Below are 20,994 nucleotides of genomic sequence, written 5' to 3'. Positions count from 1 at the left end.
TATGTGAGGTTGTACAGGCTCGATAGCGAGCCGGTAAAGCGATGGGCTCAGACCATGGATCCGCTAAAAAAGGACGCTTTGTGATGACAACAAAATGAACCGTTGACAAAAAACCTGATGTGAGCGGAATCGAACAGTCGTTCACCTAGATAATGGCTTTGATGAAGTTCATTAACAGGCATCACTTTATCTCAGCAATGACAGCGAGTAGCGCGTATGCCGACGTTCACCGGTACGCGTGAGCGCACCGATCTCCACGAGTTGCTGGAGGTCGCGTGTCGCTGTCGCGCGGGATGTGTTTGTGATCGAGATGTAGTTTTCTGCACTTAGGCCGCCCTTGAAGCCCGCTGTGCCTTCCTTGAAGATGCGCGCGATTACCTTTTCTTGCCGCTCGGTGGCTCGGTGATCCACCGGCAGCCGAAGGACGACCGCCACCAAAGCCGACAGCTAGCCCGCGCAAAACTGTACTCGCCAAAAAGGCTGTCGCTACATCCTCGACCAGGAAGCCGCAACGTACGGCGGCCGACGGTACCTTTATCCGGTCTACGTCGACACAGCCTGGACCTGCACCGAAGCCGATCAGTCCGTTCCCAGAACCACTATTCGAAGCGAAAGAAGATCCGGCCAGCTTTCTGGACGCGCTGACCTACCATATGCGGCGGTTCGGCGACACATATTGGCAGCTCTACCGCGCCGTCGTTCATCTCAATGAGACCTTCGACCACAAGACGCTGCTTTCCTGGATCCAGGGTAGTCGCGTACACCGATCTGTTGCGAGTTCCGACATCCTCCGCCGCATCGAGCGGCGCTACCGACTTCCGGAGGGATATTTCAAAGAGAAGCTGCCGCATCAGGCGCGCTCCCTTTATGGTCATGATCTCGGTGAGATCAGCCCGGCTGAGAGGCGCAGGATCTCATTGCACCTTCCGGATGACTTCAGCAGTCTGCCTTTCACCAAACGCGAAGAGATCCTCGATGGGTGCGCCGGGTCATCATTTCCGGATCAACGGCGTATCGTCGCTATCATGCGGCGTCTGCTGGCAGGATGTCGAGCACGACCTTAGAAGGGCGGGCGAGCCTGGTGCCCAGCGGCGTAACGACGAGTGGCCGGTTGTTCAGGATCGGGGTGGCGATCATCGCGTCCAGCAACTGGTCATCGGTGAGGGCCGGATTGTCGAGACCGAGTTCGGTATAGGGCGTGCCCTTCTCACGGATCGCTTCCCTGACCGTCAGGCCGGCATCTGCGATCATCTTCGAGAGCTGCGCGCGTGGAGGGTTCTGCAGGTACTCGATGACGGTGGGCTCGATCCCAGCGGCGCGGATCAGCGCCAGTGTATTGCGTGACGTCCCACAGGCCGGATTGTGATAGATGGTGGCGTCCATGGTCAGGTCCTTTCGGTGTTGATGTTGCGGGCGACGGCCGGTGATGCCTCGTACCAACTCTTCGAGCGGTTCACGATCCAGACGACCGACAGCATCACCGGCACCTCGATCAGGACACCGACGACGGTGGCAAGTGCTGCGCCCGACTGAAACCCGAACAGGCTGATGGCGGCGGCAACCGCGAGCTCGAAGAAGTTGCTGGCGCCGATGAGGGCGGACGGCCCGGCGACGCAGTGGCGCTCGCCTGCCATGCGGTTCAACAGGTAGGCCAGCCCGGAGTTCAGGTAGACCTGGATCAGGATCGGTACGGCCAGCAAGGCGATGATGGCCGGCTGGGTGATGATCTGCTCGCCCTGGAACGCGAAGAGCAGGACAAGCGTGGCGAGGAGTGCGACGAGCGATATCGGTTGCAGCCTGGCAAGCAGGCCGTCGAGCGTGTGGGTCGTGCCGTCGGCCGTCAGGCGGCTCCGCAGCATCTGGGCGATGATGACAGGCGCGACGATATAGAGCGCGACCGACAGGGCAAGCGTCGGCCAGGGGACTGTGATGGCCGAGAGACCGAGCAGGAGGCCGACGATCGGGGCGAATGCAACCACCATGATCGCATCGTTCAGGGCGACCTGTGAGAGGGTGAACAGCGGCTCGCCCCGCGTCAGGTTCGACCAGACGAAAACCATGGCCGTGCAGGGTGCGGCGGCAAGGATGATCAGGCCTGCGATATAGGAGTCGATCTGATCCGCGGGCAGATATGGCCGGAAGAGCCAGCCGACGAACAGCCATCCTAGCAATGCCATAGAGAACGGTTTGATCGCCCAGTTGATGATCAGCGTCACGCCGATCCCGCGCCAGTAGGAGCCGACCTGTACCAGCGACTGGAAATCGATCTTCAGGAGCATCGGAATGATCATCAGCCAGATCAGGATCGCGACGGGGATATTGACCATAGCGACCTCGGCGCCGCCGATGATCTGGCGGACGGCGGGCATCAGGTGGCCAAGTGCAACGCCGACGGCGATGCAGAGGAAGACCCAGATGGTCAGGTATCGTTCGAAAGTAGACATCAGACGGACTTTCCCTGCGGTGAGGTCGAACCTTCCATCGCGCCGATCTGGCGGAGCTTTGTCTCCAGCGCCAGCCGATCGATAGACGCCAGCGGCAGGTTTACGAATGCGAGGATCCGGTTCTTGAGAAAGCGGGCCGCCTGCGCGAAGGCGCGTTGCTTGTCGATATCCAGGCCGGAAACCGCGGCCGGATCCTCGACGCCCCAGTGGGCGGTCATCGGATGGCCGATCCAAACGGGGCAGGCCTCGCCGGCGGCGCTGTCGCAGACCGTGAAGATGAAATCCATCTCCGGCGCGCCTGGCGCCGCGTGGACATCCCAGCTCTTCGACGAAAATCCGGCCGATTGATAGCCGAGCGTTGCCAATTCCTTCAGGGCATAAGGGTTGACCTCGCCCTTCGGCTGGCTGCCGGCGGAATAGGCCTTGAATCGGCCGCCGCCCACTTTGTCGAGGATGGATTCGGCGAGAATAGAGCGAGCGGAATTGCCCGTGCAGAGGAACAGCACGTTGTAGGTCTTGTCAGTCATGGTCGTGGTCCGTGTTAGGTCGGAGGCCTGTTGAGCTTCATGATGGTCGCCGACGATGGGCAGATGGAGGAAAGCTGGCGGGTTGCGAGAACGGCTGCCGGTACTTCGGTCCGCGGCACCTCTGAAAACCCGATGCTCGAAAAGAACAATTTGGCGCTCGTCGTCGCCAGAAAGATATCGCCGCCGCTGCCAACGTTCCGCAGGGTCGCCTCGACAATCGCTTGTCCCAGGCCATGACCCCGATACGTCGGAAGCACGACAACAGATCGCAGCAGGTAGTCGCCGTCACAGCGTTCGAGGCCGGAATATCCGATTGTTTGGCCGTCGCCTGAGACTGCTTCGAAGAAGGCGCGTCCATCGTCTTCAATGTCATCGGTCGGGAGATCCGCGGCTCGGAGCGTCTCTCGAAGACGAGCTTCGCTACCGGCCACCTCGTGCAATGCGATCGTGTTCAACATGGCTTCGCCCCCGGCGCGTAGCATGGCGTCAGTTCTGCGATCAGAGGAGCGCAAAGCTCCGTCGAACCGCCGCAGCAGTCCTTCAGCAGGAATAATGTCAGGTCGCGCAGGCCGTCGAGGTCGGCCCGGTAGATGATCGATCGGCTCTGGCGCTCGCTTTTGACCAATCCGGCACGGGACAATGTCGCAAGATGCGCCGACATTGTGTTCTGCGGCACATCGAGGAGCCGCGCGAGCTCGCCTGCCGGAATCCCATCCGGCTCGTGCCGGACGAGTAACCGAAATGTCTCAAGGCGGGTGTTTTGTGCCAAGGCCGCGAGGGCCGCCATCGCGCTGCTGTTTTCCATATATCCAGAATAATGGATATATAGGGCCTGTCAAGGTTTCTGGCGCAGGCCGGTTTAAGCTCTTGAACGGATGTGAACCTACAACCTGCTATTCGGACTCCATCCGGCGGATTGCCCCAGTGACGCTCAAGCGAGCCGGGAGACGTGCGCTGCAACGGGAAAGTTGCCGCGCTATTTGTTTGGTGGTAATAATTACTACCAAACAAAGTGGAGGCATCCATGCCCAATGTTGAAAAAGTCAGCGTCTCGATGACCCCGCAACACGCAGAGCTGTTGCGCGATGCCGTTAATAGCGGCGCGTATGCCAGCGGGAGCGAAGTTGTACGCGAAGCCATGCGTGACTGGTCGGCCAAGTGGATGCAGAAGCGCGACGGTATCGCTAAGCTACGTGCGATGTGGGAAGAAGGCAAAGCGAGCGGACCTCCCGTCGAAGTGGATTTCGATGCAGTGCTTGAGGAAGCTCGCCAGGAAGTAAAGTCTCCTGCTCCTCATGCCCGCTAAGCTTCTCTGGACGCCGGCGTGCCGACATTAAGAAAATTTACGTTGAGATAAGTCGCGAACAGCCTCTCAGCGCGGAGCGATACTTTGCCAATTTTCGTCGCCAGGCGGAAATGCTCATCGCGCATCCGCGTTTGGGCGAGCGTCACCCGGAGGTATTCCGTACCGCCCGGATGTTGGTCGAAGCGCCCTATGTCATACTTTACGAGACAAGGCCCGACTCCGACGACGGTCCTGTTCATGCAGTTGAGATCGTGCGAGTAGTGGACGGTCGGCGCGACCTGTCCGCTCTGTTTTGAGAGCCAAAGGGCTGGGATTAAGCTGTAAGCAAGGTCACGCGGTCTTGAAGGGACCTGAACCGCCGCCCACAGTCGAGGACGAGGCGCGGTTGAGTGCCTGCATCAGCAGCTCGCCAATCTGCAAGCAACATCTGTACTTCTTGTCGCCGCATCCCCTCTCCTCCTCATTGAAGTCCGAGAATTCTGACGCTATATTGCGTCACAATGATGGGTGGATCGAACGGAGGTGTTTTGAGATGGGTCTCGCCCAATACGCTGATGGCGGACTTTTTTCGCCGCGCAAGATCGCCAGCGCCCTGCGCACCACGAGCGAAGAGATCGCTCGGACCGCAGGGCTCGGGAAGGACGCGATCCAGCGGCAGGATCGCATTCGCTCCGACAAGACGCAGCGGCGTCTTCGGGAAATGACCGAGATCGTCAATAAGGTCGAGCCTCGGTTTGGCTCCGCCCTGATGGCCTATGCCTGGTATCGCTCCGAACCGTTGCCCGGCTTTTCAGGCTTCACGGCGATGCAGCTCGTACGCGACGGCCGTGCCGACGAGGTTCTCGACTATATCGACGCCGTCGATGCCGGCGTTCACGCCTGAAAGTGCCGATGGAGTTTCGAGGAACACTTTACCGGGCGCTAAACCCGATCTATGCGCGCGAGCCGATGTCGGGACGCGGCGCCGAACTTTATGGAGGTCGGTTCAACCGAAAGGGGACGCCGGCACTCTATACTTCGCTGACAATCGTCACGGCTTTGCGTGAAGCCAATCAGGCCGGCTCCCTGCAACCCACGACGCTCGTCGCCTATGACGCGGCATTCGAACGCATCTTCGATACGCGGGATCATATCGCGCTGCGCACTGAAGGCATGGACGATGCGGGTCTGGCGGATCCTACATGGCGTGATCAGATGAAAACGGCCGGAGAGGCGAAGACGCAAGCCTTCGCAGGTCGGCTTGCCGCTGCCGGCTATCATGGATTGATCGTGAGGAGCTTCGCACCCGGCACGACCCGAGACGATGCCAATCTAGTCCTCTGGACGTGGAGCGATACGGCGCCTTGCCGGTTGACGCTAATCGATGACGAAGGTCGCCTGTCGCGGTAGGATCGGTGTCGACCGCCAACTGCATCGACATAAAACTCACCAGCTGGAGACCATGGCCCTTTTGGTTTTTCACCGACGCGTCATTGAAGAAACCTTGTTTCTTTACGCTCTTGAGATCCCATCAGGGGTGAGTAGCGGCCTGCTCCGTGGCAGAGTGAGGTCGCTAGAAAACTCTCTGGAGGCCAACCATGCCGATGACAGCAGATCAATCTCAAGCACAGACCGCTACTCTAGTCGATCTTGGCGCAATTTTCGTCTCGTCGGAACTCTTATGTTCATTTGCAAGCGGCTTGGCCACGACTATTCGTCCAGCCAATAATGGCTGGTCCTGCATGGTGTAGCTAATGCGCAATGTAGGAGACAGGGCCTCAAGACGACGGTTTGCAAACTCTTATACGCGGGTTGGATACCGCATTTCCGTGTGTACGCCTGGGCTGCTTCTGTCTAAGCACGGGCATCGACGTAGTCGAGGAACCGAACCATCGACACGTCGTGCTTTCAATAGCTAACCCGTCGGAAACGTACGCTTTGTGAACTGCCGCGTACTCAATGGCCGCGTAAGATCTTATTATTAAACGGAGCTGCCACTCGATACCTGAGACCAGAGTCAGCACGCGACAATTTGATGCCAGCGATCCGCGTAATGACTTGCGATTACGTGGTGATGACAACATTTTCTGCAAAACAGTGTTGCGAGAAAAGCAACGCCGACGAGCTTGTTGAAGCAGTCAACGGGTGGTAGTTATTTTGTCATGAACATCAATCTGATCAACGCAACGATGATGATGCCGCGCTCATAGCGTGGCGGGTTTCGTGCGTCTTCAGAGCACCAGAGACCGCCCTTGAGGCGGTTTTTCTTTTGCGATCCGCCTCTGGGTTTTGTACCCCTTGAGAGGATTCTCCCATGACACGGCCAACTGCCTACCTCACCACCTCCATACCATACGTCAATTCATCGCCACATGTCGGATTCGCGCTCGAGCTTGTGCAGGCAGATGCCTATGCGCGTCACTATCGGCTGCTGGGACGGGATGTTCGCTTTCAATGCGGAACCGACGATAACAGCCTGAAGAATGTCCGAGCGGCAGAAGCGGCAGGCCAGGCCGTTGCGGACTTTGTCGGCGCCAACGGCGACAGCTTCGAGCGACTGGGGGCGCAGCTTGAAATCTCAAACGACGCGTTTGTTCGCACCTCAAGCGATCCGCGGCATGTCGGCTGCGTTCATTCCCTATGGAATGCCTGCGCGGCGCGTGGCGATCTCTATCGCAAGGCCTATGAAGGCTTTTATTGCGTGGGCTGCGAACAGTTTTACGAGCCATCGGAACTTGATGGCGGAAAATGCCCCGAACACGCTGTGGCATTGGAAATCGTTCGGGAGGAAAACTGGTTTTTCCGTCTGTCCCGATATGGCGACCAGATCCTCGCGTTGTTAGAGACAGGCGACCTTCAGATTACGCCGGCGCATCGACGCAACGAAATCACCGCCCTGCTCCGGCGTGGACTGACCGATATCAGTGTTTCGCGCAGCGCGGAACGAGCACGGGGATGGGGCGTGCCCATTCCGGGAGGCGACGAGGTCGTCTATGTCTGGTTCGACGCTTTGGCGAACTACCTGACCGGGCTCGGCTACGGCTCGGATGATGCGCTTCATCGTCATTACTGGGCAGAGGATGGCGAACGCATTCATTTCGTTGGCAAGGGCATCTCGAAATTCCACGCTATTTACTGGCCGGCCATTTTGCTATCCGCCGGCCTGCCGTTGCCCAGCTCTATTTTCGTGCATGGATACGTGACGGTCGACGGCCGAAAGATCGGCAAATCGGCAGGCAACGGCATTGCGCCGGATCACTTTATCGAGGCTTACGGCACGCCGGATGCCCTGAGATATTACCTTTTGCGGCACATCCGCTCCGCAGATGACGGCGATTTTTCCGAGGATCGGCTGGATGCGGCATGGTCAGGAGAACTCGGCGGACAATTGGGGAACCTCGCAAACCGGGTTCTCGCACTTCTGGCCACCACATTTGACGGAGTGACGCCGGAAATACCCGAGAGTGCGCTGGTGCGGCAGGCGCAACAGCTTTGCGAAAGGGTCCATCAATCCTTCGAAAATTACGAACTCCATATCTGCCTGAGCGAGATCTTCACCTATCTGGCCGAGGCGAACAGGCTGTTTACCAGACAGGCACCATGGGCAGATGCCAAGGCGCTGGCTGGCGAGATCGCGGCACACGAGCGGACGGTGATCACACAGCGCCTGGCCGCCACCTTGGCGGAGCAGATATATGGCCTTGCCGTCGTGGCGCGCTGCCTGCTGCCGTTCATTCCACGAGCCGCTGCGGAACTACATGGCAAGCTTGGCATTCCCATAACAACGCACTACCGCCAACCGATTGACGTCAGCGACCGAAAAACGCGGGCAAATTCGGTTCTTTTTCCGCGCAGAGGCACGGCATAGATGGTGTCCGCTTGGTGATCACCCATACATCGATCGGGAGTTAACCGCCCGTTTTTTTTTCAATTCAACCGGCAACCGAACGGATTGCCTGGTGCGGAAACCAGAAGGAGAAATTCATGCATATTGATCCTATCCTGATGATGGGCGGCTCCGGCGCAATCGGCCGCCTGAGCGCTGAGGTGCTGAGAGACCGGCATCCCGACCTTCGCTTTCTGATTGCCGGTCGCGACCTTGCCAAGGCGCAAAGTACCGCCGCAGAACTCGGCAATGCCGAAGCTGTCGTACTCGACCTCGATGCCGCCGATCTCGGCCTTGGCAGCAGGCGTGTGGGTGCCGTCTCGGTTTTTCATTCGGATGAACGCCTGGCCGGGCTTCGTTTCGCCAATGAGCACGGCCTACCTCATCTCGGCATCTCATCGGGCATATTCGAGATCGCCCCCGAGATCGCAACCTTCATGCACAATCCCAAAGCAGGCGCAGTTGTTCTCGCATATGAATGGCTGGTGGGAGCGACAACGGTTTCCGCACTCAAGCTTGCCCAAAGTTTCAAGCGCGTCGACAGTATCAAGATTGGAGCACTGGTCGATGAAGAAGATGGTGGCGGACCGGCAGTTGCGGAAGATTTCAAGCGCCTGTCCAAGTTGATGCCAGCAGCACTCACGCGCCGTGATGGTGCCTATGTATGGCGGGAAGGTGAGGGTGCTCAGGCAATATTCCACGCGATTGACGGCACCGAAGTCAAAGCCTCGGGTTTCTCGTCGATCGACGTTGCGGGCTTGGCGACCGCCACCGGCGCGAAGAATGTTCGGTTCGATCTTGCAACCGGCATCAGTTCGACGCGCCGTCGTGGTGAACCGAAGTCCACCGAGATTATCATAGAATTATCCGGCGAAGGTATGGATGGCCGATTGCTCGAGACGCGACATGCGGTCTTTCACCCCGGAGGTGCCGCACCTTTAACGGCCATGGGCGTGGCGGCAATCCTTGAGCGGCTGACCGGAATTGACGGGGGCAAGCCCACTCCGCCAGGTCTCTATTTCCCATATCAACTGCTCGAAGCGGAGAGATATCTGCAAAGACTGGAGGCGGCCGGCGGCAGTCTGTTGACGCTCAGCCTCGTGTGAATTCATGGGCCATGCTGCGGATGTCGATAAGGCCATCTGCAGCATGGCCGAATACACCTAGCCAGATTCTCGCGGAATAAGCGGGTAGGGCTCGATATCCGCCGACCAGTAATGTTTGGCAATGCCCTGACTGTTGCGAATGACATGGTAGGCGATATCCGGATCGCCACCTTCGAAAGTTTCCGGGTTCGCGCCGCATACTAGGCAATACATGCGCTGATGAACGACACTGGCAAAATATTGCAGCGGCGGAGTGCTATCTTCCTGCCCGACAGCTTTCATCTCGTCAGCAACCTGGCGGCTGGCCTCTTCCAAAGCGAGGGACACGGCAGCAGCCAGTGTATGGCCCGCACCCTTGATGATATCGGCGATCTGCCTTTGGGTCGGGGTGAGCACAGGACAGCTTCCCGTCATAGTTTTTCCTCTTGTGAGAATGCGGATCTTCGGGAAGGATCGCCAGCTTCTATTCCTGCAACTTGGTCAGAACACGCATGTATCTGCGGGCATGTTCAGTAAACTCCCGGTCGGTCTCCGAGACGTTTTCAAGCCTGTCATGGCGGGCATCGATTGGCGCTTCAAGGCGCTCGTAGATTCGTGGGTCGGACGCGCGCGCATGATCGATCAAGACGCTGATAGCGGTATTGACCGCAAAGTTCCTTGCGGCAATTGCAAGTTCCCGGCGTTCGCTCGCATCTCTTTCCATGTCTTCCGGGCGCTCCTTTTTCCGTCGGATTGTGGCGGCAGCACCGCGCTCCCTCTCCCAGTGGCGAGCAACGCTGCGGCCAACATAGAGGATTTCCCATGCGGTTTTTGGGTTGCCCCCAGTATTGGTTTGCGGGTCGGCACCGCATAACCGCAGGAATAGGTGACGAAGGACTGCATCGGCAAAATAATCATGCGACGTCCTGCCGATACAAAGTGCTTGAAGCTCAGGTCCGGCGGCTTCAACGGCGCGCTCGATCGCTTCATCGACCGCGGCCAGAAGGCTCTTGTCGGCCTCCTGAAATTTGAAGGTTTTCTCCTGCATCTATCCTCCGACCTCGACGCAACCATGTTGCCCGGTGCGTGAACTTATCTCTTGAGAACATCCTGCCATTCAGGATGACGATCGATTTGCGCTTTCGCAAAAGGGCAAAGAGGAATGATGGCGACGCCCTCACGCCTTGCATCTTCAATGGCCTGTCGCACCATCCGTTCCCCAATTTTTCGTCCACGCAACGCCGAGGGTACATCCGTATGGTCGATGATGATCAGACCCTCCCCTGCCCTGCTATAAGTCATCTCTGCTTCGAAACCATCGACGACGAGCCGGTAGCGCCCCTTCGACGGACCATCCTCCCGTTCGACATTTTCATCACCTGCTGCTGGCGCAGGAGCTGTGTTCCGCTGTCCTGCATTCTGTAGGCGCACCACGCCTGGACGGCCATGCGCACAGTCCAGCATTTCGCGATCCCAATTCGCCAGATCGGCGGCAGCTTCGTAGCTGGACATGAGGAATGCCATCAGCGCCGCGTCGGGATCAGCAGCCGACTTCACGGCATCATAAGGCAGGATGAACTCGGAAAGACCTTCATGCCAGAATGCCGCGTCCGGCATGATCGCTGCATTTCGAAAACCATGGGGCGCCGGATAGGCGTAAGCATAGAAAGCCGGATAATCCAGGCCACCGCCGCCCGGCCAAAATCCGACGGACGAGACCTCGCGATCATAAGCTTCCTGCGCAACGTCATCCGGCAAGGCTGGTATTCCGCCGGCATGGAGCGGCGCCGGACGACCAGAAAAACGGGTGACGGCAAGATCGAAGCTGCCCCAGAACAGATGAACGGGACTGGACTTTCCAAGAAAAGAGGTTCGGAATGTCTTGAAGACACGATCGATTGCCATCAATGCCTGATGGAAGCGATTTACGGCATCGCGATCATAAATGCGGTCGCGATTATCCTCACGGAACGGCACCGGGTTCGGCACCTCGTTCGGTTGCCCGTTGAAGATCGGTTTACCACCGAGATCCGAGACCAGTCCAGCAAATCGGGCGTGGAATTTTGCAACCGTGGAAGCCCCGAGGTCGAAGGACGCAGTACGCCCATCGCCGCTAAACCCCACCACTCGATGATCATGAAAATCGAACAGGATTTCGACCCCAGCACCATCGGGGATGGACGATGTCGTGAGACCGCGCGGCGTGACATATAAAGTGGCGTTCCAGGAATGGTTGAGCCACGGCGTATGCGCCAGCCGGTACTTGCCCACGATCTGCAGGTAGAGATGCAGGGCTGAGCATGTCTCGCGCCAGCTGAGATAATCGAGACCAGGCCACACGTTGTTCATCTTGCTTTCCTCCTTGTGTTCTTCGGCATGGCCATCAATTCGGCTTGCCGTTCTGCCCCGCGGCCACGTCCTTAATCCGGGAGCGGAATGTGTTCGTCGCGGTCGTCGATCGGAAGGTCGAAACGTCCCTTGCCCCAGTTTTGGGCGCGCCATTCCGCCTTTGCTGCTTCAATGCGCTCTTGCGAGGAGGCGACAAAATTCCACCAGATGTAACGTGGCCCGGAGAGTGTTGCGCCACCGAGAACCATCAGCCTGGATCCCATTTCGCCGGCCACGACCGTAATTTTGTCGCCAGGACGAAAAACCATCATCTGCGGTGCTTCGAAATTCTGTCCGGCAACCGAAATCGAGCCTTCGACGATATAGATGCCCCGGTCCTCGTGATTGTCCGGCATAGGCAGACGTGCGCCCGCTTCCAGCACGACATCCGCATAAAACGTCTCGGAAAGCATGGTGGCCGGGGCGTTTTCACCATAGGCATTTCCAAGAATGAGGCGCAGTGATACTCCCCTATCTTCGATTACCGGCAGGGTTTCCTGGCCGTGATGTTCGAACGTCGGATCCATATCCTCATGGGCTTCCGGGAGAGCAAGCCAGGTCTGGATACCGAACAGGCTGTTTGGCCCGGTTCGAGCCGTAGCAGTTGTCCGCTCCGAATGGGTAACACCGCGCCCCGCCACCATCCAGTTCAGTGCGCCGGGCCGGATGACCTGGTCTGCTCCGGTACTGTCACGGTGGTGGAAATCGCCGCGGAAGAGATACGTGACGGTGCCAAGACCGATATGCGGATGCGGACGGACGTCGATACCCTGACCAGTCAACAGCTCGGCCGGCCCTGCCTGGTCGAAGAAGATGAACGGGCCTACCATCTGCCGCTTCGGCGCCGGCAGGGCACGCCGCACCTCGAAGCCGCCGAGATCGCGCGCCCGAGGAACGATAAGCGTTTCGATGGCCTCGATACCGACCTCATCGGGACAGCCCGGTTCGATTGCAGGGTTCCAACTCATTTGCGCAACCTTTCTTTTCGTCTGATTATCTATGCGTCGAGAACATTGGTTTCAGGAGGCCCGCTCAAGGCCTCATTCGGATGTCGGCCTTTTTCGAAGGAGGCGATCAAGAACTCGCAGAGGATACGCACCTTGCGGGCGGGATGCGGGCTGGAAGGCCTCACGACATAAACGGTGCCGACTGGCAACGGAAAGCGGGTCATCACCGGGACGAGTGCGCCGGACGCCAGATATTCATGGGTGACGCAGTCGGGAAGCCATGCGAGGCCAAGTCCAGCCGCCGCCGCGCTTGCAAGTGCGGCACCATTGTCGGAACTGAAGCGCCCTTGCGGCTGCACGGTGACGATCCTGTCGCCTTCTGTAAACCGCCACGCTTCAGCTCCTATCAAGGCCTGATGCGCTGCGATATCGCCCGGCGTTTCAGGCAGACCGTAACGTCTTATGTAAGCCGGGCTGGCGACAAGCTTTCCATAAATCTCTCCTACGCGCCTTGAGATGAGATTGGAGTCAGGCAGCATGCCCACCCGAATTGCGCAATCGAAACCGTCCGCGACGAGATCGACGAACCGGTCGCTATATTCGGCATGGATCTGAAGCTGTGGGTGATGACTGGCCATTTCCGCAAGCACGGGTGCAAAATACATCGGCCCCGATGTCAACGGTACGGCAACTCTCAACCGTCCGCGAAGATCGCCGTCTGGCAATATCGTCTCGCGTGCAATCTCGATCTCGCTACAGGTTTTTGCTGCAAACTCACGGAATGTCACGCCCGCCTCCGTCAGGCCGGCGCCTCGTGTGGTGCGCGCAAGAAGCTGGACGCCGAGCTCCGACTCTATCCGTGCGAGCCGGCGGCTGACCATCGATTTGGAAATCCCCAATCGCCGCGCCGCGGGCGAGACGCCTCCGGCATCGGCAACTTCGACAAATGTCCGCAGATCTTCGATATCCACTCGCTCCTCCTGTTTGACATTCAGGCTAGAACTACATTCCGCTTGCTGCCCTCACGATCGGCGCGACCTCCGTGCCAAGAAGTTCGATGGATCGCTTCATCGCCGCAGTATCGAGAGAGGCCGTACTCATCTGGAAGGTGATGCGAGAAATGCCGCCGAGTGTTTCGCTGGCATGCATCATCTTGGCTGCCACAGTCTGCGGATCACCAACCAGGAATGCGCCCTCTGGGCCGGTCATTTCGTCGAACTGCTGGCGTGTCGGCGGCGACCACCCGCGCTCCCGACCAATCTTTGACGTGAGATGGGCCCAGCCAGGAAAAAAGGCATCACCGGCGGCCGCATTTGTCTCGCCGATAAAACCCATCGCGTGGATGCCGACCCTCAGAACGTCAGGGCTATGTCCAGCACCCTTCCCTGCCTCTTTGTAGAGATCGACAAGCGGACGGAACCGTTCAAAATTTCCGCCAATGATGGCCACCATCAGCGGGAGGCCGAGTGCACCTGCCCGTGCGAAGGACTGGGGCGTGCCGCCGACTCCGATCCAAACCGGAAGCCGTAATTGATGAGGCCGTGGGAAGACACCTTGTTCCTTGAGCGACGCGCGGAAACGCCCGTCCCAAGTGATATTCGTCGTTTCGCCAAGCGCGAGCAGCAGGTCGAGTTTTTCTGCGAAAAGGTCGTCGTAGTCGCGTGTATCCAGGCCGAACAGCGGGTAAGCCTCGACAAACGAACCGCGACCGACAACGATTTCCGCGCGCCCTCTGGAAATCAGGTCAAGTGTTGCAAATTCCTGGAATACACGCACCGGATCGGCGGCGCTCAGAACAGTTACCGCGCTTGTCAGCCTGATCCGGCTGGTGCGCGCTGCAGCTGCGGCCAGTATGACAGTCGGTGCGGAATCGAGGAACTCTCCACGGTGATGCTCACCGATGCCAAACACGTCCAGCCCGACACGATCGGCAAGCTCGACCTCCTCGATCAGCTCGGCCATGCGAACGGTGGGCGACGGAAGTCGACCTGTCGCCGGGTCAGGAAGTATTGCGGCAAAACTATCGATACCGATTTCCATATGCAATCCGTGCAATCCGCCATTTACTGCTGCGGCCGGAGCTGCGAGCGGCCCAAACGCGTTGATAGCAGGCCACGCCTACGTTTGAGGATCGCCGGAGACACGTCATCTCTTGACAATCAACAATGTTTCAGACGGCTCGACCTGTAATACGTAGAAGGGACGACGAAGATTTTGGAACATCGCATTTCACGCGACTTTACCTTCGATATCCTCGTCGTCCCGGCTCGGCTTTAGTGCCCACCCTTGGTCGTTGGGATCGGTGTGTTAAGCAGTTGCTGTTCCCACAGGTACGCGATGCCGCTGCCGCTCATGTGTGAAATGAGAACTTCTGTTAGTTCCTCAACGTGCTCAGTTCTCGCCCAGTCCCGCTGCCATTCACCAGCCAGAGCCATCCAGGTCATCATGTTGACGCCAGCTGCGATCATTCGCTGGATGGCCACTTGATGAGACTCGGTGGAGCTTCCGCCCGATGCATCGGTAATAACCGTCACGTCCCAACCTTCGCCGGCAGCCTGGATTGCAGGCATCGCGACGCAGACTTCTGTCCACAGGCCTGCGATGATCAGCTGCTTGCGGCCAGTCGCTTTGACGAGGTCAACCACCTTTTCGTCCTCCCAGGTGTTCACCCAGGTTCGGTCGATGACTTCCTGTCCGGGGAAGACGTCTGTAATCTGCTTGAAGAGCTTGCCACCGCGGTCCGCGATAACGCTTGTCAGGATCGTCGGAACGTCGAAAGCCTTCGCCAGCTTTGAAAGGGCGGTCACGTTGTTAACGACAGCCTGGGGGTCATGGCTATTGACGTTGGTGAGCTGGTAGGGTTGGTGATCAATGAGGACGAGGACAGAATCTTCGGGGCGGAGAAGGGAATTGAGGCCGTTACGAAAGGTCATGGATAATATCCTGTTTTGGCGGTTCGTTGAGGCTAGATGAGAGAATGCTCTCAATGGAGAAACATTCCGCCGCAACCTGTCATTGTCTTTTTCGGCACGGTAGTCCCGGATCGTGCTAAGCTGTGTTGCGAAAGAAGGAACGCGCATTGGACCTGGAAGATTTGAGAACATTCGTTGAAGTCGCGGATGCCGGTAGCGTTTCGTCTGCAGCGATGCGACTGGGCATCTCAAAGTCGATGGTCAGCCGCAGGATTACACGACTTGAAGCTGAGTTCGGTGCCCAGTTGCTTGCGAGGACGACCCGAGGCATAGCGCTCACCGAAGCAGGCTCAACATTCCGGGATTACGCGGCTAGAATTTCGGCTGAACTGGACGCCGCGCGAGAAACCATACTGCCTGCCGGTGAGCTTCGAGGCCGCATGCGTGTCGCAGCTCCGTTGTCGTTCGGACCAACGCATTTTTCTCCTGTTCTGTCGCAGATGGCACGGCAACACCCACAACTGCACATACAGTCATCCTACACTGATCGGTTCGTGGATCTCGTCGGTGAAGGGTTCGATTGCGCAATTCGGGTCGGTTACCTTCCCGACTCCAATCTTGTTGCCAGGCGCGTCGGCCCGATCTTCGGCAGGCTGGTCGCAAGCCCTGCCTACATCGAGGCTTATGGCGCTCCCAAAAAGCCAGATGAAATCTTGGATCATCAATTGGTCATTCGAGAGGCCGAGACATGGCAGTTCATGGATGGCGGCAAGATCGTCCGAGTGCGTCCTCAGGGACGTTTTGTGGCCGATAACGCGATTTCACTGATAGCGGCTGCATTGGATGGCCTCGGGATCGCGTATCTACCGGAGCCACTCGTGGCAGATCAAATCCTATCGGGCAATCTGGTGGAGGTCATGCCTGCACATCCAATCCCACCAGCCGGAATATTTGTTGTTCGGCCTCCCGGCCTCCACCCGACTCGAAAAGTAAGGGTCCTCACCGAAATGCTGATCGAATGCTTCGGAAATCATTCCACCAGCGGCAACACCACAAGCGCCGGTAAACCGGGCTTGTGAACAGGCTGAACCCCTTTGCTGACGTATTTTTTGGGGCGCATGATCAAACTGCCGTCATGGAAACGATCCTAAGCTTTTTTTCCAACGGCTAAAATGGCGGAGGACCGGATCAGTACCCTGCCGTCCACGGTCAATCCCTCAATTACCTCCGCAATCGCCTTTTCAACTCGGCTTTGCCCGTCTTTGTCCAGCTGATGGTATGCCCCCATATAACTATGCAGTCCGCGTAGGTCATCCAAGTAGGACTGACCGGACTGGCCTTCCCAGGTCGTCTCAATTTCTTCTACGCTGATCTCCGCCAGTCCTGCCAGTGACATTTCCTCAGCCAAGCGGTCTGGTTTAGCCAAGGCCAGAAAACCCTCCGGCGGCGCCGGCGGCTGCATATCGGGAAAAACCGAGCGCAGCGCCTGCGCCATCACCAAAAAGGGGCCACCGCCGGGCGGCCGGCGCCAGGTGGCGATACAGGCCTTGCCGCCGCTACGCGTCACGCGCGCTTGTTCTGAAAGCCCGCGCCGCCAGTCGGGAAAGAGGATCGCGCCGAACAGCGAGAATGTCGCATCGAAGCGACCGTCCTCCAGTTCGAGCTGTTGGCCGTCCATCAGCCTCGCCTCACTCGATGGAAAGGGCGCAAGCTGGTCGGCCAGGAGGTTAACCATGCCGGGCGCGTTATCCACTGCCAGCACCGATGCCCCGCGAAGGGCAGCAGGGAGGCTCAGCGCTCCGGCCCCAGCAGCAATATCTAGCAAACGCGTGCCCCAATGTATGTTGCCGACGCGATCGAGCGCCGCCGCCGCCACCTGTCCGGTATTTCGGTTGGCCGTCCGCTGATACACGCGGGCAAATTCGTCCGTCATATGGGGATGCACGCCGGCCGGTTGCTGCTTCGGTATCCATGTCGGCTGATCGGTCGCTGCGCGTTCTGAAATCTCTGGATTCTGCATATCTAATTCCCTATTTGAAAAACAACGGCGTGGCGCTTGCTTGAGCCCTTCCGGGCGTAATTTCGGCCCCCGCCAGCGGACAATGGCCACCTACTCTGACCGCCACCCTTATAAAAGTGACTTTCAATCATGTAATCTCTATGGCATCGGGATAAGCCGCGCGATAGAAGCGTTTCCTGCAAAACTGTGTCGCAGAAACCGGACCGGCTCGCGACCGGGTGGACCGGAATGAGCCGCAGGTACGCGTATCAGGGGATCATCACAACACGGCCCAGAGGCTTGGCGGTCTCCGCGTGGTCATGAGCCTCTGCCGCGTCACAGAGGGGAAATGGCCGGTCGATCACGACCGTCAGACGTTTGTCGCGCGCTGCCGCCAGCAGTGCGTCCACAGTTCCGGATACGTCCGGCCTCTCGAACAACGTCCCCATGAACACCCCGTGCAGGGTCTGGTTGTTCTGCATCGCTTGCCAGAGATCGACAGCCAGGCCGCCACCTCCGGCATTGCCGACGAAGACGAGGCGACCTTCCGGGGCAAGGGCGGATAGCGACGCCTGCAGGGTCGAGCCGACAGGGTCGATGACGAGATCCGCCGGTGAGCCGGAGAACCTCGTCCACCACGTCCTCCTGCAGGCAACCGATGACATGGGATGCACCGAACTCCATGAGGCGCGCCTGCCGTTCGCGGCCGCTTGCAATGGCGATGACCCGCGCGCCCTCTGCATGGGCGATCTGGACGGCTGCCAGGCCAACGCCCCCGGCGGCGGCCTGCACCACCACCGTCTCGGCCTGCCGCAGGCCGCCTTTGGTGATCAGACAGTGATGCGCCGTGGTGAACGAGATCGGCAGTGTCGCAGCCTCCGCCATGCCCAGCCCGTCGGGCACACGCCATGTGCGGGAAGCAGGCACGGACCAGAGTTCCGCATGAGAGCCATGCATGTCGAAGGCCGTCACCCGCTGGCCGACAGCCCGGCCCGAGACATTGTCGCCGATCGCAACGATCGTCCCGGCGGCGGCATAACCGACGATCCAGGGCGATGCCTGAGGCGTGATCCTTCGATTGATCAGGTCCCCGCCCTCGATCGAAATCGCCTCGACCGCGATCAGCACATCGTCAGGTCCGCAGACGGGATCGGGCATGTCGACATACGTCAGGACCAAGGGCGGGCCGGGGGCGGCATAGACTGCGGCTTTCATTGGCCTTCCTTTACCGTGCTCAAGGTTATGCCATCGCATAATGGCAGCGACGGCCCGCCGTTGCAGCCTGCCGGCCTGCGCCAAGGGCCGTATTGCGCCCGGTGTCAGGGCGCGGACCGGTCCTTGGTCACCGCCTTGCTCAGCGGCTCCGGAGCCGGCTGGAGCACCAGCCGGTCGCGGCCGGACATGTCGTCTCCCTGCACCTGTTCCGAAAGGCGGTCTTCATCCCGTTGACGCACGTCCTCGGCGGTCTCCTCGATATCCAGTTCGGCGTATCCCAAGGCTCGCAGGCCCTCGGCACCCATCAAATAGGCGGATTCGACCGTCTCGCGGATCTGGTAATCCACGCCTGCCCGGATCAGTTCCACCGCATGCCCGCGATCATAGCTTCGCACCAAGATCCTCGCCTGCGGAAACTCATGTTGCGCCAGTTCCACCATGTGCAGCGCCGCCTTCGGATCGTTGACGCAGATCATCAGCGCATCGGCAGAGCCGGCCCCGGAGTGGCGCAGGGTATCGAGACGCGTGCCGTCACCGAAAAAGACCTTGAAGCCGAAGCGGCCGGCATCGCGGATGCGATCGGGGTTGGTGTCGATCACGGAAAGGCTGACGCCTCTGGCGAGCAGCAGCTGCGAGGCGATCTGGCCGAACCGCCCGAAGCCGATCATCAGCACCCTGCCCTTCAGGTCGCGGGCCAGTTCGACGCCCTCCATCGAAGCCTCGTTGCGCAAGAGCCGGTCCGCCGCGATCATCAGGAGCGGCGTCAGGGCCATGGAGAAGATCACCACGGTGGTAAACAGCGCATTGTCGCGCGCATCGATGACACCGCCGGCCGCTGCTGCGGAATAGAGCACGAAGGCGAATTCTCCGCCCTGAAGGAACATCGAGGTGCGGTGCAGCGCCTTGTGATTGGAGCCGCCAAACAGCCGCGCCACAGCATAGACTACCACGCCCTTGGCGATGGTGAAGGCGACGAGCATGGACAGCAGCAGCCACCATTCCGCGGCGACCACCGAAAGGTCGAGCGACATGCCGACGGCGAGAAAGAACAGGCCCATCAGCAGCCCGCGAAACGGCTCGATGTCGCTCTCGATCTGGTGGCGATAGCTTGAGCTTGACAGCATCACGCCGGCGAGGAATGCGCCCATCGCCATCGAAAGACCGGCCGCATCCATCAGCAGCGCCGCACCGAGAACCACGAGCAGCGCCCCTGCGGTCATCACCTCGCGCGTCCGGGCCCGTGCCAGGAGAGAGAAAAACGGATTGAGGCCCCATTTGGAAACGCCCAGCAAGGCAAGCAGCGCCCCGAATGCGAGCAGGATATCCAGCCAGCCCGACTGGCCCTCCGACAGCGGCGAGAGGAACGCGACCACCGCCAGAAGCGGCACGATCATCAGGTCTTCAAAGAGCAGGATCGAGACGGACTTCTGGCCCTCGGCACTCGATATCTCGCCGCGATCTTGCAGCACCGACATGATGACCGCGGTCGAGGACAGGACGAAACCGGCGCCGGCAACGAATGCCACCGGTCCCGACAGGCCGAAGACCAGCATGCCGGTCAGGGCAAGGGCTGCAGTCGCCGCCGCCACTTGCACCAGTCCCAATCCGAAAATCTGGCCGCGCATGGCCCATAGCTTGTGTGGGCGCAATTCCAGTCCGATGACGAACAGGAACATTACCACCCCGAGTTCCGAAAAATGCAAGATGGAGAGGGTGTCGGTAAACAGGCCGAGTACGGAGGGGCCCACAAGAACGCCCGCGGAGAAATACCCCAGCACCGATCCGAGGCCGAGCCGCCGGAACAATGGCACAGCCGCGACTGCTGCGCCCATCAGAACGATCGCAGGCCCGATCGTCTCCCCCAAGTTCGTGTCTGCCATGCGTTCCCCGCTCAGCATTGGGTGCTTGCAAGAGCCCTGCTACCCGCGTTCTGCTGGTAACCGTTACCAATTGACTGTTGGTAGCGTTGCAGGGAGCGGCTGGGTAGTCGCGCAATCAGCAAAAGTCTGTCGCAATATTTGGAACGCCAAAACCCTGGCCACCAAGCTGAAAGTCTGACAACAAGCAAGAATTGAGAACACAGGGACATGACATGTCAAATTGCGACCGACAATCACGACACGGGTGATGCTGTCTACCATCGCTGCCAGCTTTCGACCTGCGGTGCTGTTAGATTATCCTGTAATGGCCCCATAAATATCCGGACACGATCTCCCACTTAACAAGTGTGCGAGGTAATGTGCCCATTATGACCAGTCACAGTCCTAAGATAGAAGTCCTGTCCGGCCCTGAGCGCCGCCGTCGCT

Annotated in this window: 21 protein-coding genes and 3 pseudogenes; 8 read left to right on the top strand and 16 right to left on the bottom strand. The window is 59.1% G+C overall.

Translation table 11 applies throughout. The annotated features are described in order from the left end of the window. Nucleotides 1–186: 186 nt before the first annotated feature. Nucleotides 187–393 (bottom strand): annotated as a pseudogene (locus tag JNB91_RS29655) (DUF4172 domain-containing protein); the annotation flags it as partial. A gap of 143 nt (nt 394–536) precedes the next feature. Between JNB91_RS29655 and JNB91_RS31060 the strand changes: the two are divergent. After that, nucleotides 537–1,039, top strand: a pseudogene (locus JNB91_RS31060) (hypothetical protein); the annotation flags it as partial. Here the strand turns inward: JNB91_RS31060 and arsC are convergent. Genes arsC through JNB91_RS29625 form a run of 5 tightly spaced genes read right to left on the bottom strand, consistent with a single transcriptional unit; the run spans nt 1,024 to nt 3,776 of the window. Then, nucleotides 1,024–1,383 carry an arsenate reductase (glutaredoxin) gene (arsC, locus tag JNB91_RS29645; protein ID WP_220329020.1) on the bottom strand — a complete coding sequence of 120 codons (360 nt, stop codon included), beginning with the start codon at nt 1,381–1,383 and terminating at the stop codon, nt 1,024–1,026. The pseudogene JNB91_RS31060 and the gene arsC sit on opposite strands and share 16 nt — an antisense overlap. A 2-nt stretch (nt 1,384–1,385) precedes the next feature. Beyond that, on the bottom strand, nt 1,386–2,444 hold the full coding sequence (gene arsB, locus JNB91_RS29640; protein WP_220329019.1) for an ACR3 family arsenite efflux transporter: 1,059 nt from the start codon (nt 2,442–2,444) through the stop codon (nt 1,386–1,388). Beyond that, nucleotides 2,444–2,971, bottom strand: a complete 528-nt coding sequence (locus JNB91_RS29635; RefSeq protein WP_220329018.1) for an arsenate reductase ArsC — start codon at nt 2,969–2,971, stop codon at nt 2,444–2,446. The genes arsB and JNB91_RS29635 overlap by 1 nt, the downstream gene beginning before the upstream one ends. A 14-nt stretch (nt 2,972–2,985) precedes the next feature. Beyond that, nucleotides 2,986–3,429 (bottom strand): arsenic resistance N-acetyltransferase ArsN2, encoded by a 444-nt coding sequence (gene arsN2 / locus JNB91_RS29630; protein ID WP_220329017.1) that lies wholly within the window; start codon nt 3,427–3,429, stop codon nt 2,986–2,988. Further along, a complete protein-coding gene (locus JNB91_RS29625; RefSeq protein ID WP_220329016.1) occupies nt 3,423–3,776 on the bottom strand; it encodes an ArsR/SmtB family transcription factor in 354 nt (117 codons plus the stop codon). Before JNB91_RS29625 ends, arsN2 begins: the two co-directional genes overlap by 7 nt. Before the next feature lie 219 nt (nt 3,777–3,995). Between JNB91_RS29625 and JNB91_RS29620 the strand changes: the two genes are divergently transcribed. The 6 genes from JNB91_RS29620 (at nt 3,996) to JNB91_RS29595 (ending at nt 9,248) form a co-directional block, all read left to right on the top strand. Then, a complete protein-coding gene (locus tag JNB91_RS29620) occupies nt 3,996–4,277 on the top strand; it encodes a ribbon-helix-helix domain-containing protein (RefSeq protein ID WP_220329015.1) in 282 nt (93 codons plus the stop codon). 26 nt (nt 4,278–4,303) lie between these two features. After that, entirely contained in the window at nt 4,304–4,573 is a 270-nt protein-coding gene (locus JNB91_RS29615) for a type II toxin-antitoxin system RelE/ParE family toxin (protein WP_220329023.1), read from the top strand. 236 nt (nt 4,574–4,809) lie between these two features. Then, nucleotides 4,810–5,160 (top strand): antitoxin Xre/MbcA/ParS toxin-binding domain-containing protein, encoded by a 351-nt coding sequence (locus tag JNB91_RS29610; RefSeq protein ID WP_119254711.1) that lies wholly within the window; start codon nt 4,810–4,812, stop codon nt 5,158–5,160. Between the two features lie 8 nt (nt 5,161–5,168). Next, nucleotides 5,169–5,666: an RES family NAD+ phosphorylase gene (locus tag JNB91_RS29605; RefSeq protein WP_220329014.1), complete on the top strand. Its 498-nt coding sequence runs from the start codon at nt 5,169–5,171 to the stop codon at nt 5,664–5,666. Between the two features lie 904 nt (nt 5,667–6,570). After that, on the top strand, nt 6,571–8,124 hold the full coding sequence (locus tag JNB91_RS29600) for a methionine--tRNA ligase (protein ID WP_220329013.1): 1,554 nt from the start codon (nt 6,571–6,573) through the stop codon (nt 8,122–8,124). A gap of 116 nt (nt 8,125–8,240) precedes the next feature. Further along, entirely contained in the window at nt 8,241–9,248 is a 1,008-nt protein-coding gene (locus tag JNB91_RS29595; RefSeq protein ID WP_220329012.1) for a Rossmann-fold NAD(P)-binding domain-containing protein, read from the top strand. 57 nt (nt 9,249–9,305) lie between these two features. On the opposite strand, the gene JNB91_RS29590 is transcribed toward JNB91_RS29595, so the two are convergent. From JNB91_RS29590 to JNB91_RS29560, 7 genes are all read right to left on the bottom strand, one after another. Continuing rightward, nucleotides 9,306–9,662: a hypothetical protein gene (locus JNB91_RS29590; RefSeq protein WP_220329011.1), complete on the bottom strand. Its 357-nt coding sequence runs from the start codon at nt 9,660–9,662 to the stop codon at nt 9,306–9,308. A gap of 49 nt (nt 9,663–9,711) precedes the next feature. Then, on the bottom strand, nt 9,712–10,275 hold the full coding sequence (locus tag JNB91_RS29585; RefSeq protein WP_223218472.1) for a hypothetical protein: 564 nt from the start codon (nt 10,273–10,275) through the stop codon (nt 9,712–9,714). A 44-nt stretch (nt 10,276–10,319) separates the two neighbouring features. Beyond that, nucleotides 10,320–11,576 (bottom strand): DUF5996 family protein, encoded by a 1,257-nt coding sequence (locus JNB91_RS29580; RefSeq protein WP_220329010.1) that lies wholly within the window; start codon nt 11,574–11,576, stop codon nt 10,320–10,322. A 71-nt stretch (nt 11,577–11,647) separates the two neighbouring features. After that, nucleotides 11,648–12,583 carry a pirin family protein gene (locus tag JNB91_RS29575; RefSeq protein WP_220329009.1) on the bottom strand — a complete coding sequence of 312 codons (936 nt, stop codon included), beginning with the start codon at nt 12,581–12,583 and terminating at the stop codon, nt 11,648–11,650. Between the two features lie 29 nt (nt 12,584–12,612). After that, entirely contained in the window at nt 12,613–13,533 is a 921-nt protein-coding gene (locus JNB91_RS29570; protein ID WP_220329008.1) for a LysR family transcriptional regulator, read from the bottom strand. 31 nt (nt 13,534–13,564) lie between these two features. Then, nucleotides 13,565–14,602, bottom strand: a complete 1,038-nt coding sequence (locus tag JNB91_RS29565) for an LLM class flavin-dependent oxidoreductase (RefSeq protein WP_220329007.1) — start codon at nt 14,600–14,602, stop codon at nt 13,565–13,567. Between the two features lie 233 nt (nt 14,603–14,835). Then, nucleotides 14,836–15,495, bottom strand: a complete 660-nt coding sequence (locus JNB91_RS29560) for a hydrolase (protein WP_220329006.1) — start codon at nt 15,493–15,495, stop codon at nt 14,836–14,838. 146 nt (nt 15,496–15,641) lie between these two features. Here JNB91_RS29560 and JNB91_RS29555 point away from each other — a divergent pair, with 146 nt between their 5' ends. Continuing rightward, the gene (locus JNB91_RS29555) at nt 15,642–16,553 is read left to right on the top strand and encodes a LysR family transcriptional regulator (protein ID WP_220329005.1); all 912 of its coding nucleotides are present in this window, start codon (nt 15,642–15,644) and stop codon (nt 16,551–16,553) included. Between the two features lie 68 nt (nt 16,554–16,621). Here JNB91_RS29555 and JNB91_RS29550 read toward each other — a convergent pair whose 3' ends face one another. From JNB91_RS29550 to JNB91_RS29540, 3 genes and pseudogenes are all read right to left on the bottom strand, one after another. After that, complete coding sequence (locus JNB91_RS29550) at nt 16,622–17,494, bottom strand: class I SAM-dependent methyltransferase (RefSeq protein ID WP_223218471.1); 873 nt, start codon at nt 17,492–17,494, stop codon at nt 16,622–16,624. A 248-nt stretch (nt 17,495–17,742) separates the two neighbouring features. After that, nucleotides 17,743–18,631: pseudogene (locus tag JNB91_RS29545) on the bottom strand (quinone oxidoreductase family protein). Nucleotides 18,632–18,792: 161 nt separating this feature from the next. After that, nucleotides 18,793–20,568, bottom strand: coding sequence for a monovalent cation:proton antiporter-2 (CPA2) family protein (locus JNB91_RS29540; protein WP_220329004.1), 1,776 nt, complete (start codon nt 20,566–20,568; stop codon nt 18,793–18,795). Between the last annotated feature and the right edge of the window lie 426 nt (nt 20,569–20,994).

This window comes from Aliirhizobium wenxiniae (assembly GCF_019511445.1).
Lineage (GTDB): Bacteria > Pseudomonadota > Alphaproteobacteria > Rhizobiales > Rhizobiaceae > Neorhizobium > Neorhizobium wenxiniae_A.
This window is presented reverse-complemented; position numbering and strand designations above follow the sequence as displayed.

Coding starts and splice junctions, on each gene's coding strand:
- arsC (WP_220329020.1), bottom strand. CDS start 1,383: ATGGACGCCACCATCTATCACAATCCGGCCTGTGGGACGTCACGCAAT.
- JNB91_RS29610 (WP_119254711.1), top strand. CDS start 4,810: ATGGGTCTCGCCCAATACGCTGATGGCGGACTTTTTTCGCCGCGCAAG.
- JNB91_RS29600 (WP_220329013.1), top strand. CDS start 6,571: ATGACACGGCCAACTGCCTACCTCACCACCTCCATACCATACGTCAAT.
- JNB91_RS29580 (WP_220329010.1), bottom strand. CDS start 11,576: ATGAACAACGTGTGGCCTGGTCTCGATTATCTCAGCTGGCGCGAGACA.
- JNB91_RS29635 (WP_220329018.1), bottom strand. CDS start 2,971: ATGACTGACAAGACCTACAACGTGCTGTTCCTCTGCACGGGCAATTCC.
- JNB91_RS29575 (WP_220329009.1), bottom strand. CDS start 12,583: ATGAGTTGGAACCCTGCAATCGAACCGGGCTGTCCCGATGAGGTCGGT.
- JNB91_RS29590 (WP_220329011.1), bottom strand. CDS start 9,662: ATGACGGGAAGCTGTCCTGTGCTCACCCCGACCCAAAGGCAGATCGCC.
- JNB91_RS29560 (WP_220329006.1), bottom strand. CDS start 15,495: ATGACCTTTCGTAACGGCCTCAATTCCCTTCTCCGCCCCGAAGATTCT.
- arsN2 (WP_220329017.1), bottom strand. CDS start 3,429: ATGTTGAACACGATCGCATTGCACGAGGTGGCCGGTAGCGAAGCTCGT.
- JNB91_RS29565 (WP_220329007.1), bottom strand. CDS start 14,602: ATGGAAATCGGTATCGATAGTTTTGCCGCAATACTTCCTGACCCGGCG.
- JNB91_RS29595 (WP_220329012.1), top strand. CDS start 8,241: ATGCATATTGATCCTATCCTGATGATGGGCGGCTCCGGCGCAATCGGC.
- JNB91_RS29605 (WP_220329014.1), top strand. CDS start 5,169: ATGGAGTTTCGAGGAACACTTTACCGGGCGCTAAACCCGATCTATGCG.
- arsB (WP_220329019.1), bottom strand. CDS start 2,444: ATGTCTACTTTCGAACGATACCTGACCATCTGGGTCTTCCTCTGCATC.
- JNB91_RS29625 (WP_220329016.1), bottom strand. CDS start 3,776: ATGGAAAACAGCAGCGCGATGGCGGCCCTCGCGGCCTTGGCACAAAAC.
- JNB91_RS29550 (WP_223218471.1), bottom strand. CDS start 17,494: ATGCAGAATCCAGAGATTTCAGAACGCGCAGCGACCGATCAGCCGACA.
- JNB91_RS29620 (WP_220329015.1), top strand. CDS start 3,996: ATGCCCAATGTTGAAAAAGTCAGCGTCTCGATGACCCCGCAACACGCA.
- JNB91_RS29540 (WP_220329004.1), bottom strand. CDS start 20,568: ATGGCAGACACGAACTTGGGGGAGACGATCGGGCCTGCGATCGTTCTG.
- JNB91_RS29585 (WP_223218472.1), bottom strand. CDS start 10,275: ATGCAGGAGAAAACCTTCAAATTTCAGGAGGCCGACAAGAGCCTTCTG.